Annotated in this window: 14 protein-coding genes; 10 read left to right on the top strand and 4 right to left on the bottom strand. The window is 67.1% G+C overall.

The window, feature by feature from the left end:
* Window positions 1-202 precede the first annotated feature (202 nt).
* Window positions 203-1195 (bottom strand): tripartite tricarboxylate transporter substrate binding protein, encoded by a 993-nt coding sequence (locus V6M56_RS15820; RefSeq protein WP_332685108.1) that lies wholly within the window; start codon window positions 1193-1195, stop codon window positions 203-205.
* 62 nt (window positions 1196-1257) lie between these two features.
* Window positions 1258-2295 (bottom strand): 4-hydroxythreonine-4-phosphate dehydrogenase PdxA, encoded by a 1038-nt coding sequence (locus V6M56_RS15815; protein WP_332685107.1) that lies wholly within the window; start codon window positions 2293-2295, stop codon window positions 1258-1260.
* 268 nt (window positions 2296-2563) lie between these two features.
* On the opposite strand from V6M56_RS15815, the gene V6M56_RS15810 reads away from it, so the two are divergent.
* Together V6M56_RS15810 and V6M56_RS15805 are read left to right on the top strand one after the other, a co-directional pair.
* The gene (locus tag V6M56_RS15810; RefSeq protein WP_332685106.1) at window positions 2564-3250 is read left to right on the top strand and encodes a GntR family transcriptional regulator; all 687 of its coding nucleotides are present in this window, start codon (window positions 2564-2566) and stop codon (window positions 3248-3250) included.
* A 364-nt stretch (window positions 3251-3614) separates the two neighbouring features.
* Window positions 3615-3893 carry a hypothetical protein gene (locus tag V6M56_RS15805; RefSeq protein WP_332685105.1) on the top strand — a complete coding sequence of 93 codons (279 nt, stop codon included), beginning with the start codon at window positions 3615-3617 and terminating at the stop codon, window positions 3891-3893.
* A 41-nt stretch (window positions 3894-3934) separates the two neighbouring features.
* Here V6M56_RS15805 and V6M56_RS15800 read toward each other — a convergent pair whose 3' ends face one another.
* Together V6M56_RS15800 and V6M56_RS15795 are read right to left on the bottom strand one after the other, a co-directional pair.
* On the bottom strand, window positions 3935-5167 hold the full coding sequence (locus tag V6M56_RS15800) for an HlyD family secretion protein (protein WP_332685104.1): 1233 nt from the start codon (window positions 5165-5167) through the stop codon (window positions 3935-3937).
* An 11-nt stretch (window positions 5168-5178) separates the two neighbouring features.
* A complete protein-coding gene (locus V6M56_RS15795) occupies window positions 5179-5625 on the bottom strand; it encodes a hypothetical protein (RefSeq protein ID WP_332685103.1) in 447 nt (148 codons plus the stop codon).
* A gap of 159 nt (window positions 5626-5784) precedes the next feature.
* Here V6M56_RS15795 and V6M56_RS15790 point away from each other — a divergent pair, with 159 nt between their 5' ends.
* From V6M56_RS15790 to V6M56_RS15755, 8 genes are all read left to right on the top strand, one after another.
* Complete coding sequence (locus tag V6M56_RS15790; RefSeq protein WP_332685102.1) at window positions 5785-6717, top strand: LysR family transcriptional regulator; 933 nt, start codon at window positions 5785-5787, stop codon at window positions 6715-6717.
* Window positions 6718-6827: 110 nt separating this feature from the next.
* Entirely contained in the window at window positions 6828-7709 is an 882-nt protein-coding gene (locus V6M56_RS15785; RefSeq protein ID WP_332685101.1) for a shikimate dehydrogenase, read from the top strand.
* A gap of 61 nt (window positions 7710-7770) precedes the next feature.
* On the top strand, window positions 7771-8907 hold the full coding sequence (locus V6M56_RS15780; RefSeq protein WP_332685100.1) for an ABC transporter substrate-binding protein: 1137 nt from the start codon (window positions 7771-7773) through the stop codon (window positions 8905-8907).
* Window positions 8908-9081: 174 nt separating this feature from the next.
* Window positions 9082-9960 (top strand): branched-chain amino acid ABC transporter permease, encoded by an 879-nt coding sequence (locus V6M56_RS15775; protein ID WP_332685099.1) that lies wholly within the window; start codon window positions 9082-9084, stop codon window positions 9958-9960.
* Window positions 9957-11021, top strand: a complete 1065-nt coding sequence (locus V6M56_RS15770; RefSeq protein ID WP_332685098.1) for a branched-chain amino acid ABC transporter permease — start codon at window positions 9957-9959, stop codon at window positions 11019-11021. The genes V6M56_RS15775 and V6M56_RS15770 overlap by 4 nt, the downstream gene beginning before the upstream one ends.
* Window positions 11021-11782 carry an ABC transporter ATP-binding protein gene (locus V6M56_RS15765; protein ID WP_332685097.1) on the top strand — a complete coding sequence of 254 codons (762 nt, stop codon included), beginning with the start codon at window positions 11021-11023 and terminating at the stop codon, window positions 11780-11782. Before V6M56_RS15770 ends, V6M56_RS15765 begins: the two co-directional genes overlap by 1 nt.
* Window positions 11783-11879: 97 nt before the next feature.
* Complete coding sequence (locus V6M56_RS15760; RefSeq protein ID WP_332685096.1) at window positions 11880-12617, top strand: ABC transporter ATP-binding protein; 738 nt, start codon at window positions 11880-11882, stop codon at window positions 12615-12617.
* A 127-nt stretch (window positions 12618-12744) separates the two neighbouring features.
* Window positions 12745-14643 carry a bifunctional sugar phosphate isomerase/epimerase/4-hydroxyphenylpyruvate dioxygenase family protein gene (locus tag V6M56_RS15755; protein WP_332685095.1) on the top strand — a complete coding sequence of 633 codons (1899 nt, stop codon included), beginning with the start codon at window positions 12745-12747 and terminating at the stop codon, window positions 14641-14643.
* The last annotated feature ends 9 nt before the right edge of the window (window positions 14644-14652 follow it).

Genomic DNA, 14652 nt, shown 5'->3' with positions numbered 1-14652 from the left:
ATGGATTCCGGCGCTCCGCGGAGCCTGTCCTTGGCCCGGCCAAGAGGCCGGACCCTAGAGCCGGATCCGATCAGATTGAACCGATCTGATCGGATCCGGCTCTAAACTTGAGATGAGAGACCGTTTTACCGATCAGCTTGCGGTGCAAGCTGATCGGAACGGGCTTCCGGCTACCGCCGGAATGACGGCGCGCTTGCGGTCGTCAGTTCACCACCCAGCCTTCGGCCTTGAAGACCTTGGCGTTGGCGGCCTCGTCCTTGGCGATGAAATCGGTGAACTCCTTGCCCTTCATGAAGCGGCCGGTCTGGGCCGTGCGGGCGATGAACTCGGCCCATTCCGGCGTCTTGCTGACCTTCTCGAGCACGCCCTCATAGAAGGCGGCCGCACCGGCCGGCATATCGGCCGGCAGCCAGACGGTACGCGGCATCTGGAAGGAATCGATCGGCAGGCCGGCCTCCTTGCAGGTCGGGATGTCGCCCCAGCCCTTGCCGCCGAAGACCGGGTCGCTCTTGGCCAGGCGCGCCGGCGAGAAGACGCAGAGCGGCTTGACCTGCCCGGCCTTCCACTGGCCGATGTTCTCGTTCGGATTGTTGGTGTTGGAGTCGACATGGCCGCCGGCGAGCTGCACCGCCGCCTGGCCGCCACCCTGGAAGGGAATGTAGATCCACTTCGCGCCGACCGAATCCTGGATCAGCGAGGTCAGGGTCTGGTCGGTGTCCTTCGACTGGCTGCCCGCCATCTTGAAGCTGCCCGGCTTGGCCTTGACCGCGTCGATATAGGACTTGGCGTCGTTATAGGGCGAATTGCCGTTGACCCAGATCAGGAACTCGTCGAGCGCCAGCGCCGCGACCGGCGTCAGGTCGGAAGTCTTGAAGCCGAGCTTGGCGACATAGGGCAGCAGATAGGCGTTGTTGGTGCCGAAGACGACGCGGTGGGCGTCGCCCTTGCCGCCCTTGCCGTAGATATAGCCCTCGGCGCCGCTGCCGCCGCCCTTGTTGAGCACCACGATCGGCTGCTCGATCAGCTTGTGCTTGGTGATGATCGACTGGACCATGCGGGCGAAATTGTCGGTGCCGCCGCCGGCACCGGAGGTGACGACGAACTCGATCGGCTTGGTCGGCTCCCAGGCATTGGCCGGTGCCGCCATCGCGAAGGATGCCGCGACGAACGTCGCCGCGATGCTGAACTTCCTCATTCTTCTCTCTCCCTTGCTTCGATTGATCGGACGGCTCTTTTGCGGCCGCCCTGCCGGAACGCTCAGGCCGCGGCCTTGCGCGCCGCCTTTCCTTCACTCGCCATCTTGATGGCGAGCGACAGCGCCGCGCGGGTCGCGCCGAGATTGGCGATCCCCTTGCCGGCGATCTCATAGGCCGTGCCATGGGCCGGCGTGCAGATCGGGAACGGGAAGCCGCCGATCAGGGTGACGCCGCGGTCGAAGCCCATCAGCTTCATCGCGATCTGGCCCTGGTCGTGATACATCGTCAGAACGGCGTCGAAATCGCCATTCTTCGCCCGCAGGAAGACGGTGTCCGACGGGAACGGCCCCTCGACGGTATAGCCCTTGGCCTTCGCGGCCTTCACCGCCGGCTCGATCGTGTCGATCTCGTCGCGGCCGAAATTGCCGCCGTCGCCGGCATGAGGATTGATGCCCGCGACCGCGATGCGCGGCGGGTTGAAACCGGCGGCGCGCAGGTTCCTGTCGGCGAGGTCGAGCGCCCGCAGGATGCGCTCCTGGCTGATATTGGCGGCGACCTCGGAGAGCGGGATATGCGAGGTCACCCGCGCATTCCAGAGCTTCTCCAGCACGTTGAACTCGCTCGCCGGCCCGTCGAAGGCGATCGCGTCGCGCACGAAGCGGATCTCGTCGTCATAGCCCGGATAGGCGAAGCGCATCGCCGCCTTGTTGAAGGGCGTGAAGAACACCGCATCGGCCTTGCCGGCGGCGGCATGCTGCAACGCCCGGCGGAAATTGTCCGTCGCCGCCTTGCCGCCGGCGAGCGTCGCCTTGCCGCGCTGAAGATCGGCGGGATCGTGGTTGGCGAGGTCGACGAAGACCGGCTTGCCGGCATCGGCAGGCAGGGCATCGCCCTCCCCGACCACGTGCAGGTCCGGCGTCAGGCCGGCATCGGCCGCGCCAAGCTGGAAGAGGCGAAGATCGCCGAAGACGACATAGCGCGCCGCCGAACGCAGATCGGATTCGGCGAGAATGCGCGCGGTCAGCTCGGGGCTGATGCCTGAAGGGTCGCCCATCGCGACCGCGATCACCGGCAAGGAGGCCTGCGCCTGCGTTTCCATCCTGTCCTCCCTCGATCCGGCCATGAGCCGGCCACTTGCCCTTGGCCTAACATGCGGCAGATAGGCGAGCAAGTATTCTGTATGCAGCATAATTTGACTCGCATAAGATGCCCACCGAGCGCGGCGCGCCGCAAGCGGCGCCACGGCAGGAGACCGGCCTTTCCACAGCTTCGGTGGCGGCGCGCCAGCCTCGCCGGCCCTGCCGCGGGCAGTCGCGTTGACAGCGGAGAAGCACCATGCCGTACAGGATGACGAAGAGGGAGCGGCGATGACGAGCGAAGCCGGAACGTCGGGCGAAGCGGCAGAGGCCTATCCGCGCATCCAGCGCCGGACGCTGCACGACGAGGTGCTCGAGCGCCTGCGCGACATGATCATAGAAGGCCGGTTCGCGCCGGGCCAGCGCATCAACGAAGGCCTCGTCGGCGCCCAGCTCGGCGTCTCGCGGACGCCCCTGCGCGAGGCGATCAAGACGCTCGCCAGCGAAGGCCTGGTCGAGATCCAGCCGGCCAAGGGCGCGATCGTCCGGAAGTTCACGGCGCAGGACCTGCTCCAGATCCTCGAAGTGCTGAAGGCGCTGGAGCAGCTCGGCGGCCGCACGGCCTGCGCCCAGGCCAGCGACGCCGCCATCGCCGCCATCAAGGCCCTGCACGACGCGATGATGGAGCTCTACCGGACGCGCAACCGCCTCGAATATTTCAAGCTCAACCAGGCGATCCACAGCGCCGTCGTCGCCGCCTCCGGCAACGACGTGCTGGTCGAGATGCATGCGACGCTGCAGGCCAGGATCAAGCGCCTGCGCTTCATCGGCAATGAGGGCCCGGAGAAATGGGCCGGCGCCGTCGCCGAGCACGAGGAGATGATCGAGGCGCTGACGAAACGCGACGGCGAGGCGCTCGCCGCGGCCATCGGCAAGCACATGGATTCGACGCTGGTCCGGGTGCGCGGCGTGCTCTGACCCTGCCCGACGGCAGCCATATCCGGAAAACCGATCCGTCGCGGGTGCGGTCGCGGACGCTGCATGCCTGCCCTTCCGGCATCGCAGGCCGCGCAGCAAGTTTCCATTTAACAAACCCGCGGGCGAATGCTATTTTAGATCGCTCGATATCTATCAAAATTTTCAACTAATTGGTCGCGCGAGCATCTGGACAGTAGAGATCCCGGCGAACAGACAGAACAACACGACCGGCTGCCGAAGGCGTTTCGATGTCGGGGGAAGCGACCATGTCCCGGCTCCATGCCGTGTCGGACCAGTCGCCCGGGTCGCGTTGCTCCCGTCGCTGGCGAGTTCCGGGATCGACAGTGAGCAGGGGAGAACGCCGTTGATCCAACGGGTCGTTGCCGGCGCGCTCGGCGCGCTTTTCATCGCCGCCTTCGGCGGCAGCGTCGGGATAAGCCCGGCCGCCGCCTGCAACAGGATGGACGGCTGCGTGCACGACTTCCAGAACGAGAACTACGACATGATGCATGACGGCCGCATGGACGGCATGATGCACAGCGGCGCGGCCAATATCGAGGCGTTCCGGTTGCCCGGCGCCGCGGCACGACCACAGGAGAGCGCCCCGCGACCCGCCCTAGGGCGACCCCGCCGACGCCCCTGAAACCCGCCTGAAGCGGCATTCCGCCGGCCCACCCGGCGGGATCAGTGCCCGCTGAGGACGAGCGTCTTGATCGGCAGCACCTGCGCCTGGATGCGCAGCAGCAGGGCATGCACCAGCCCGACCGCGTCCACCGCATGCAGGACGATGCGTCGTAAGGTGCCGGTATCCTTCGCGGCGATCACGTCATGGTTGCTGGTATAGGCGTTGGCGATGCAGCTCGAGCCCGGCATCACCCCGTCGAGCCCGCCCGGATGGAGCGGCTCGAGATAGGTGAGGATCGTTCCTGGCCGCGCCACCTGCTGGGCGTCGATCAGTTGCTCGCCGCTGCGGATCTGGCCGGCGGCGATGAAGTCCTGCACGCCCGTCACCACCAACGGGATCACCGTCCACGGCTTCGAGACGCAGGTGGCCTCGGCAACCATGCCGACCTTGATCACCTGCGCCTCGATCTGGCCGAAACCGGCCTGCAGCCCGACCCGGCCGGCCTCTGCCGGAATGATGGTCCCGGCCGGACGCATGAACGGGTTGACGACATCGCCGGCCCGCAGCGCGAACTGCTCGACGCGCCCGGCGAAACCTGCCCGGATGACCGTCTTCTGCAGTTCGGCCTCGGCCTGGGCCAGAGCGGCTTCGGCACTGGCACGTTCGGCCGGAAGAAGCGTCACGATCTTGGCCTGGGCTGCGTCCTTGGAAGCGGTCGCAGAAAAGACCGCTGCCTCGCGACCGGTCACGAGATTTTCGAGCCGTTCGATCTCGCGTTCTGCAACGGTACCCGAGTTGCGTTGCCGCAGCTCGCGCTTCGTCTCCAACTCGTCCAGCGCCTGCTGCAAGGCGCTCTTCGCCTCCTGGATCTTGCCTTCATCGGCGAGAATGTCGGCCTTGGCGACGACCAGCGCCGCATCGGCTTCGACGATCTTGCGGCGAGCGGACTCGGCGGCGGCCCGTTGTGTACTGCTGTCGAGCGTGAAGAGCGGCGTGCCTTTCTCGACGGCCTGGCTATAGCCGACATGGACCTCCGCAACGCGGCCGTTGATCTCCGGCACGATCGGCACGCTCCGGAAGAAGATCGTGGCGCTGGTCGTCGACGGGTGATTGTAGAAGATCACCGTGATCAGGCCGACCGTCAGCATGAAGCAGGTGACGATGCCCCAGCGCAGCTCGAACCAGACCGAGTAGAGCGTGATCTCCTTGCCGAGCCGCTTGCCCTGGCCGTAGCGGCGGTAGAGGTAGTCCGGGACGATGGTGAAGAGCGCGCAGACGAGAAGCTCGAGCATCGCTGATCTCCTCAGTGCTGGCCGGACTGGACGGCGGTGGCTTCCGGCACGATCGGCGGCTCCTCGACCGGCGCGGCATCCGCTTCCGCCGCAGCCTGGCCGCCGCGCCCCGGCGCGATGCCCGCGATCTTCTCCAGCGCCCCCGCCATCCGGCCGAACATCCCGGAAATGTCGGGGATGTCGATCAGAGCGAGCAGCAGGCCGAGGACCCAGAAGATATGCATATGCGTGAACAGGGCGAGCAGCCCGAGCACGGCGACGATCTCGAATTGCAGCTTGTGCGCCCGGTGCGCCATGCGCTCCGGCAGGGTGTGCAGGCGCAGGAAGAGCAGGCCGACGCCCAGGACCGCCGCGACGAGGATCGCCCCCGCGGCGACCATCAGATAGTCCGTATCGCCGGGGCTGGTGATGAACGCCGGCAGGTGATGCGGCGCCGCGGGATGAAGTGCTTCAGCCATACCGACTTCCCCCTGTAACGCAGGGGCATTTCATCATGGCAAACCCCATCGATGTCAATTCGCCGCGCACCATTCAGGTGGCCGGCCGTGTCCGCTTGACAGCGTCTCCGCCCTCGCCTCCGCTGGCGTAACGAAACCGGCGCGAGGAGACGTCCATCTATGCTGACGCTGCGCCAGATCGAGGTGATCCGCGCGATCATGATCACCGGCACCATCGCCGGCGCCGCGAAGCTCCTCAACGTCTCGGCGCCGGGCATCAGCCGGCTGATGAAGCACACCGAGCGGACGCTACGCCTCAAGCTGTTCGAGCGCAGGCACGGCCGCTATGTGCCGACGCCCGAGGCCAACGACATCTTCGAGCAGATCAACGGCGTCTACCGCAAGGTCGACGACCTGCACTATACGCTGGCGCGGATCGAGCGCGGCGGCGGGGTCGAGCTCAGGCTCGGCTCGGTGCCGAGCATCTGCCATGTCATGGTGCCGCGCGCGATCGAGCGGCTGAAGCGCAAGCATCCCGACCTGCGCATCGAGATCAACATCCTGAAGATTGAGGAGGCGCTCGACTACCTCCTGCTCGGCAAGGGCGAGATCGCGGCGATGAGCTACCGGCTCGACCATCCCGGCCTCGACTTCATGCCGCTGGCGATGGGCGAGTTGCTCTGCATCGTGCCGCAGGGCCATGAACTTGCCGGCCGCACCCGGATCTCGGCCCGCGAGATCGCCGCCCATCCGCTGATCGGCATCGATCCGAACGACCCCTATGGCCGGATCATGAGCGAGATCTTCACCCGGCAGGACCTCGGCTACGACATGGCGATCAAGGCGCGCTTCGGCAGCACGGTCTGCGCGCTGGTCAAGGCCGGGCTCGGCATCGCCATCATCGACCAGTTCACCGTGGCGCATGGCGCGATGCCGGGCATCGTCGCGATCCCAATCGAGGAGCCGACGCAGTTCCAGACCTATGTCGCGATCAAGAACGACAAGGCGCCCTCGCTCTACGCCGAGAGCTTCGTCCGGCTGCTGCGCGAGGAGATGAATGCCGTGGTGGTTCCGCGCCCCGGAAACCAGCCGGCAACGCCGGAGAAAACATAACTTCAAGTTAGGTAGAAGCGATGATTTGGTTATCGCGTTAGCGCCCGGGATGGGTTTATGTGACCCATCGCGCAGCCCGCCGAGACGGGCGCGCCGGGGAAGGGACGAACATGTCGGCCAGCGTCAGCGCCAGGAAAGCGAAGCGGGTCCTGCTCGGGCTGATCGGCTTCCCGATCGCCCATTCGGCGACGCCGGCGATGCAGGAGGCCGCGGCCCGCGCCGCCGGCTTCGAGGCGCACTACCACCTGATCGAGGTCGAGGGCGCCGGCCGCGATGATCTTGCCGCCATGCTGGAAGGCGTGCGCCGGCTCGGCTTCTCCGGCATCAATGTCACCTATCCCTACAAGGAGGCGGTGGTGCCGTTGCTCGACGCGCTTTCACCGGAAGCGGCGGCGATGGGCGCGGTCAACACCATCACCGTCGCCGACGGCCGGCTCACCGGCCATAACACCGATGCCAGCGGCTTTGCCGCCGCCTATCGCAAGCTCGGCCGCCGCAACGAAGGCCGCCCGGTCGCGATCATCGGCACCGGCGGCGTCGGCAAGGCGATCGCCTTCGCGCTTGCCGGCTGCGGCGTCGAGAGCCTGCGGCTCTACGATATCGAGCGCGGCCAATGCGAGGCGCTGGCGCAGGCGCTGGGCACGCGCACCCGAATCGAGATCACGGCGAGCGCGACCATGGCGGCCGAGGGGGTCGCCGGCATCGTCAACGGCACGCCGCTCGGCATGGCGCCCAATCGCGAGATGCCGCTGCCGGCGGCCGCATTGCAGCCATCGCACTGGGTCGCGGATTCGGTCTACCATCCGCTCTGGACACCGTTGCTGAAGGCTGCGCAAAGCATCGGCGCGACAGTGATGACCGGGCGCGAGCTCGCCATCCACCAGGCACTCGACGCCTTCACGCTGTTCACCGGCGCGGAAGCGTCGGAAAGCGCGATGAGCGAAGCGTTCGACGCCGTGATGGCGGAGCGCGCCGGCGAACGTGCGGCATAGAGAGACGATCCGGCACGAACGGGTCGGCAAGAAACGGACCTATCGGAGGAGAACGAAGACCATGAAGTCGCATTGGATCATCGCCGCGGCGCTCAGCGCCGGGCTCAGCCTGCCCGCCTCGGCCCAGGACAAGGTCAAGCTCGTCGACGTCGTCGAGCTTTCCGGCGCCGGCGCCACCGCAGGCACCAACTGGAAGAACGGCATCGACCTCGCCGTCGCCGAGATCAACGCCAAGGGCGGCCTGCTCGGCAAGCAGATCGAGATCGTCCACTACGATACGCAGACCAATCCGGGCAACACCCGCGCCGCCGTGCAGCGCGCCATCGACGAAGGCACCTATGCCGTGCTCGGCCCGGTCTTCTCCGGCCCGATCGGCGCCTCGATGCAGATCGCCCAACGCGCCGAGATCGCCCAGATTGTCGGCGGCGAAGCTGCCGGCCTGACCAAGCAGGGCAACCAGTACCTCTTCCGGACTTCGCTCAGCCAGGCGGCGGCGATGCCGAAGATCGCCAACTATCTCAAGAACACGGTCAAGGCCGGCTCGGTCGCCGTGGTCTGGGTCAACAACGACTTCGGCAAGGGCGGCCGCGACGCGATCCTGCCCGAACTCGAGAAGGCCGGCATCAAGGTCGTGGCCGACGTCTCGACCGAGCAGGGCCAGGCCGATTTCTCGGCCGATGCGATCAAGATCAAGAACGCCAACGCCGACGCCGTCTTCGTCTACCTGAACGAGGAGGAGAGCGCCCGCTTCCTGCGCGCCGCCAAGCAGCAGGGCGTCAACAAGCCGATGGTCGGCGAGACGACGCTGCTCGGCGCCAAGGTGATCGAGCTCGCCGGCGAGGCCGCCAACGGCGTCAAGGGCCATGTCGGCCTCTCGATCGACGCGCCGATCCCGGCCTTCCAGACCTTCGGCAAGAACTTCCAGGCCAAGTACGGCTACGCCTCCGACCATAACGGCATGAAGGGCTATATGGGCGTCTACATGATCAAGTGGGCGACCGAGAAGCAGAAGAAGTTCGACAAGAAGGGCCTTGCCGACACCCTGCGCGGCGCCACGATCAAGCCCTCCGAGGAGCCTGGAATCCTGATGGAGACCACGATCGAGAGCAATGGCGACCTCGACCGCGTCAGCTTCATCGCCGAGGTCATCGACGGCAAGCAGGTGATCAACGCGACGCTGCCGAAGATCAAGCCGTAAGCCGGAGTACGCCACTTCGTCATTGCGAGCGCAGCGAAGCAATCCAGGGGCGGCAGCGCTCCACGTCCTACTGGATTGCTTCGTCGCTGCGCTCCTCGCAATGACGGAAACGGCTCATTCCAGAGATGGTCGGGTCAGGCCCGACCATGACGCCCCATCGCGAGGCACGCAGCCATGGCCGAATTCGTCGCCTATCTCATCGCCGGCATCGCCACGGGCGCGATCTACGCGCTCGCCGCCATCGGCTTTACCCTGGTCTGGCAGACCTCGCAGACCATCAACTTCGCCCAGGGCGAGTTCGTGATGCTGCCGGCGGTGCTGGTCCTGCTGGCGATCAAGCTGTTCGGCGCGCCGATCTGGCTGGGCGCGTTGATCGGCATCGCCGCCTTCATCCTGATCTTCGGCGTCGGCTTCAAGCTCGCCGTGGTCGACCCGATGATCCGCCATGGCGTGCTGCCGCTGGCCATCGCCACCATGGCGCTGTCGATCATCATGAAGGAAGGCGCCAAGGACGGCTTCTCGGCCGAGGCGCAGAACTTCCCCTCCTTCGTGCCGACCGACACGCTCTCGGTGTTCGGCGCCGCGATCTCGCTGCAGCATCTCGCCATCATCGCGGTCGCCTTCGCCGTCATCGGCGCGCTGCAATGGTTCGTCGGCGGCACCAGGCTCGGCCGCCAGATGCAGGCGACGGCGCAGAACCCGACGGTGGCGCGCATCCTCGGCATCCCGGTCGAGCGCATGGTGCTGCTGACTTTCGTCATCAACGCCGCGCTCGCCGTCGTCGCCTCGGTGCTGATCTCGCCGATCTACCTCGCCAAGTTCTCGAATGGCGAGGTCATCGGCCTGTTCGCCTTCATCGCCGCCATCGTCGGCGGCTTCAACCAGGTGCGCGGCGCCCTCGTCGGCGGGCTGATCGTCGGCATCGTCGACAGCCTCGCGGCCGGCTATTTCTCGAGCCAGTACAAGCTCGCCGTGCCGCTGGTCCTGCTCATCGTCATCATCCTGCTCAAGCCGGAAGGCCTGATGGGCCGCAGAGAGGAGCGCCGCGTATGACCGCGCCCGCAACCCAAGGCGCCGCCAGCGTCCAAGGCGCCGCCAGCATGCAAGGCGCCGCCGGCGTGCAGGCCGGCCCCGCCCGGTCGCCGGCCCTCGGCGGCTTCGCCGACGGCACGCTGATCACCCTCGCCATCGGCGCCGTCATCCTCTGGTTCGCGCCCTCCGGCATGGGCCGCTACGGCACCTATGTGCTCTCGCTCTGGCTGGTGATGGCCATCGCCGTGATGGGCCTGAACCTGACGCTCGGCTATGCCGGCCTGAAGTCGCTGGCGCAGGCCGCCTTCATGGGCATCGGCGCCTATGCCACGGCGCTGCTGACCACCAAGGCCGGGCTGAACTGGTACGCCGCCTTCGCGATCTCCGGCCTCCTCACCTTCGCGGTCGGGCTGCTGCTCGGCTTCCCGGCGCTGCGGGTCAAGGCGCATTATCTCGCCTTCGTGACGCTCGCCTTCTCGACGCTGGTCTGGCTGGTGATGCGAAACGAGCAATGGCTCACCGGCGGCGTCTTCGGCCTCTCCAACATCCCGCGCCCTTCCCTGCTGGGCTTCAAGCTCGACGGGGCGCTGGCCTTCCACCGCTTCGTCGTGGTGGTGACCTTCCTGCTCGCGGTCGCGCTCTGGTGGATGATCCGCTCGCCCTGGGGCCGGGCCTTCACGGCGCTGCGCGAGAATCCGATCCGGGCCGCAAGCCTCGGCATCGACACCCGCATGTATACGCTGCTCGCCTTCGCCATCGGCTCGGCCTATGCGGGCTTTGCCGGTGCGCTCTACGCGCCGCTGGTCGAGTTCATCGACCCCTCGCCGTTCTCGCTGTCGCAGAGCTTCTTCCTGCTGCTGATGGTGGTGGCCGGCGGGGCCGGCTATCTGCTCGGGCCGTTCATCGGCGCGCTGCTCGGCGTCGTGCTGCCGGAATGGCTGCGCTTTGCCGGCTCGCTCTACCTGATCATCTTCGCCGGCATCGTGATGCTGCTGCTGATCGCCTGCCCGCAGGGCATGAGCGGCTTGCTCGAGCGCGGCTGGGCCTGGATCACCGGCAAGTTCCGGGCGGGAGGCCGCTGATGGGCCAGGTCCTCGAAGCAAACAAGGTTCTGGAAGTCAGCAACCTGCACAAGGCCTTCGGCGGCATCAAGGCGGTGAACGGCGTCTCGTTCTCGGTCAACGAGGGCGAGATCCTCGGCATCATCGGCCCCAATGGCTGCGGCAAGTCGACCCTGTTCAACTGCATCCTCGGCCAGCTCGAGCCGACGGAAGGCTCGGTGAAGCTCGACGGGCGCGACGTCACCAACCTGCGCCCCTCGGAGCTCAACCGGCTCGGCGTCAGCCGCACCTTCCAGCTCCTGCAAGTCTTCCCCGAGCTCTCGGTGCGCGAGAACCTGATCCTCGCGGGCCAGGAGCACCAGGGCTCGATGCTGTCGCGCTTCTTCGGGGCGCGCGATGCCGGGCTCGGCCCAGCCGCCGACCGGATGATCAGCTTCTTCAAGCTCGGCCATCTGATCGACGCCAAGGCCGGCGGGCTGAGCTACGGCCAGCAGAAGCTGCTCGACGCCGCCATGGCCTTCATGGCCGGGCCGCGCCTCGTCCTGCTCGACGAGCCGGCCGGCGGCGTCAACCTGACCATGCTCGGCGACCTGAAGGAGCGCCTGCGCGCCATCAATGCCGAGCAGGGCTCGACCTTCGTGGTCATCGAGCACAACATGGATTTCGTCATGTCGCTGTGCTCGCGGGTCATCGTGCTGGCCGAGGGCAAGGTCCTGGCCGAGGGCACGCCGGCGGAAGTCAGGGCCAACCGCCAAGTCATCGAAGCCTATCTGGGGCACTAGCTCGTCATGCCCGGGCTTGACCCGGGCATCTCACAGAGATTCTCGGGCCTGCGCTTCGCTCCGCCCGAGAATGACGCGAACGGGAACGGAGGCATTGATGACCACACCCATCCTCGAACTCGACGGCGTGGTCGGCGGCTATGGCGCCATGACCATCCTCAACGGCACGAGCTTCAAGGTCAGGCGCGCCGCGATCACCACCGTGATCGGCCCGAACGGGGCCGGCAAGTCGACGGTGTTCAAGGCGATCTTCGGCCTGCTCAAAGTGCGCGAGGGCCAGATCCGGCTCGAAGGCAAGGACATCACCAACTGGAACCAGCGCAAGCTGCTGGAAGCCGGCATCTGCTATGTGCCGCAGGGGCGCAACATCTTCCCCGAGCTCTCGGTACGCCACAATATCGAGCTCGGCAGCGTCGCCGCCGGCGCCGGCATCACCGACATGCCGAAGCGGCTGGAGGCGGCGCTCGACCGCTTCCCGGCACTCAGGCGCAAGGCCGACCAGCAGGCTTCGACGCTGTCCGGCGGCGAGCAAAAGCAGCTCGAGATCGTCCGCGGACTGCTGCTCGATCCTCGGCTGGTCCTGATCGACGAGCCCTCGATCGGGCTCTCGCCGATGCTGGTGCAGGAGACGTTCTCGATTCTGATGGAGCTTCGGTCGAAAGGCGTCACCATCCTGATGGTCGAGCAGAACGCCCGCTCGGCGCTGGAGATCTCGGATGAAGGCCTCGTGCTCGAACTCGGCCAGACCCGGATGCAGGGCCCTGCCGCCGAGATCCTCGCCGATCCGCGCGTCGGCCAGCTCTTCCTCGGCGGCGCCATGACGGAAGCGGCCTGATGGCTGCGCTCATCCGTCATGGCGAGGAGGCGAAGCCGACGAAGCAATCCAGAGAGGCTCGCTCGACGGCCCCTGGATTGCTTCGCTGCGCTCGCAATGACGGCGGCAGGCAGCAACGAGGAACCCCATGAACCCGACCTCGATCGCCACCGTCTCGATCAGCGGCGACCTCGCCGAAAAGCTCGCCGCCATCGCCGCCGCCGGCTTCGAGGGCATCGAGGTCTTCGAGAACGACTTCCTGACCTTCGACGGCGGCCCGCGCGAGGTCGGACAGATGGTCGCCGATCTCGGCCTGAAGATCTACGCTTTCCAGCCGTTCCGCGACTTCGAGGGCATGCCGGAGCCGCTGCGCGCCCGCACCTTCGCCAGGGCGGGGCGCAAGTTCGAGGTGATGAACGAGCTCGGCGCCGAGCTGATGCTGATCTGCTCCAATGTCTCGCCGCAGGCGCTGGGCGGGATCGACCGGGCGGCAGCCGACCTCGCCGAACTCGGCGAGCTGGCCGGGAAGCATGGCGTCAGGGTCGGCTATGAGGCGCTGGCCTGGGGAAGGCACGTCAACGATTATCGCGATGCCTGGGAGATCGTGCGCCGGGCCAATCACGGGCGCATCGGGCTGATCCTCGATTCCTTCCACACGCTGGCGCGGCGCTCGCCGCTGGAGCCGATCGCCGCGATACCGGGCGACCGCATCTTCCTGGTCCAGCTCGCCGATGCGCCGAAGCTCGACATGGACGTGCTGAGCTGGAGCCGGCACTTCCGCAACTTCCCCGGCCAGGGCGACCTGCCCGTCGCCGACTTCGTCAAGGCGGTCGAGGCGACCGGCTATGCCGGCCCGCTCTCGCTTGAGATCTTCAACGACCAGTTCCGCGCCGGCTCGACCCGGCGGCTCGCCACCGACGGCCTGCGCTCGCTGATCCAGCTCGCCGACAGGGTGGCGCGGCAGGATACGCCGGCCCGGGTGCAGATGCCCGACCGCTCACCCTGCATCGGCGTCGAGTTCATCGAGTTCGCGCTCGACGAGGAGCCGGCCCATGAGCTCGCCGCGCTGTTCGCCGCGCTCGGCTTCCGCCAGACCGGGACGCATCGCAGCAAGGCGGTGACGCGCTGGAGCCAGGGCGGCATCAACCTGATCATCAACACCGAGAAGGACGGTTTTGCCCAGTCGCATGCGATCATGCACGGGCCCGGCGTCTGCGCGCTGGCGCTGCGGGTCGCCGATGTCGAGGCGACGATGGCGCGGGCGCGGGCGCTGAAGGTGCAGACCTTCGAGCAGCGCGTCGGGCGTGGCGAGATGGAGATCCCGGCCATCCGCGGCGTCGGCGGCAGCCTGATCTATTTCACCGAGCCCACCGGAGACCGGGCCCATAGCTGGGAGAACGACTTCGTCGCCCCCAGTGGCGATACGGGCAGCACCCCTGCCCTGCTCGCCGGCGTCGACCACATCTCGCAGTCGATGGACTATGACGAGATGCTGTCCTGGCTCCTGTTCTACACCTCGCTGTTTGCGCTCGAGCGCATCCCGCAGCTCGCCATCGCCGATCCGGCGGGCCTCGTCGAGAGCCGGCCGCTGGTCAATGCCGAGGGCAGCCTGCGCTTCGTGCTCAACGGCTCGCAGGCGACGCGCACCCTGTCGTCGCGCTTCGTCTCCGAGCATTTCGGCTCCGGCGTACAGCACATCGCCTTCTCGGCGCCCGATATCTTCGCGGCGGTGACGGCGATGCGCGAGGCCGGCCTCTCCTTCCTCGACATCCCCGAGAACTACTATGACGACGTCGAGGCCCGCTACGACCTGGAGCCGGACTTCATCGAGCGCCTGCGCGAGCACCACATCCTCTACGACCGCGACGGCGAGGCCGAGTTCCTGCAGGTCTACACCCATGTCTTCGCGCAGCGCTTCTTCTTCGAGATCACCGAGCGCCGCGGCGGCTATTCCGGCTTCGGCGCGGTCAACGCCCCGGTCAGGCTGGCGGCCCAGGCGCGGGAGGCGCGACCGGTGACGGTGCCGCGCCCCCTGCGCGAGGATTGACGCCGCGCC

The organism is Allobosea sp. (genome assembly GCF_036675845.1).
Taxonomy (GTDB): Bacteria; Pseudomonadota; Alphaproteobacteria; order Rhizobiales; family Beijerinckiaceae; genus Allobosea.
Note: the sequence above shows the minus strand (reverse complement) of the source record. Positions and strands in the feature narration are given on the sequence as shown.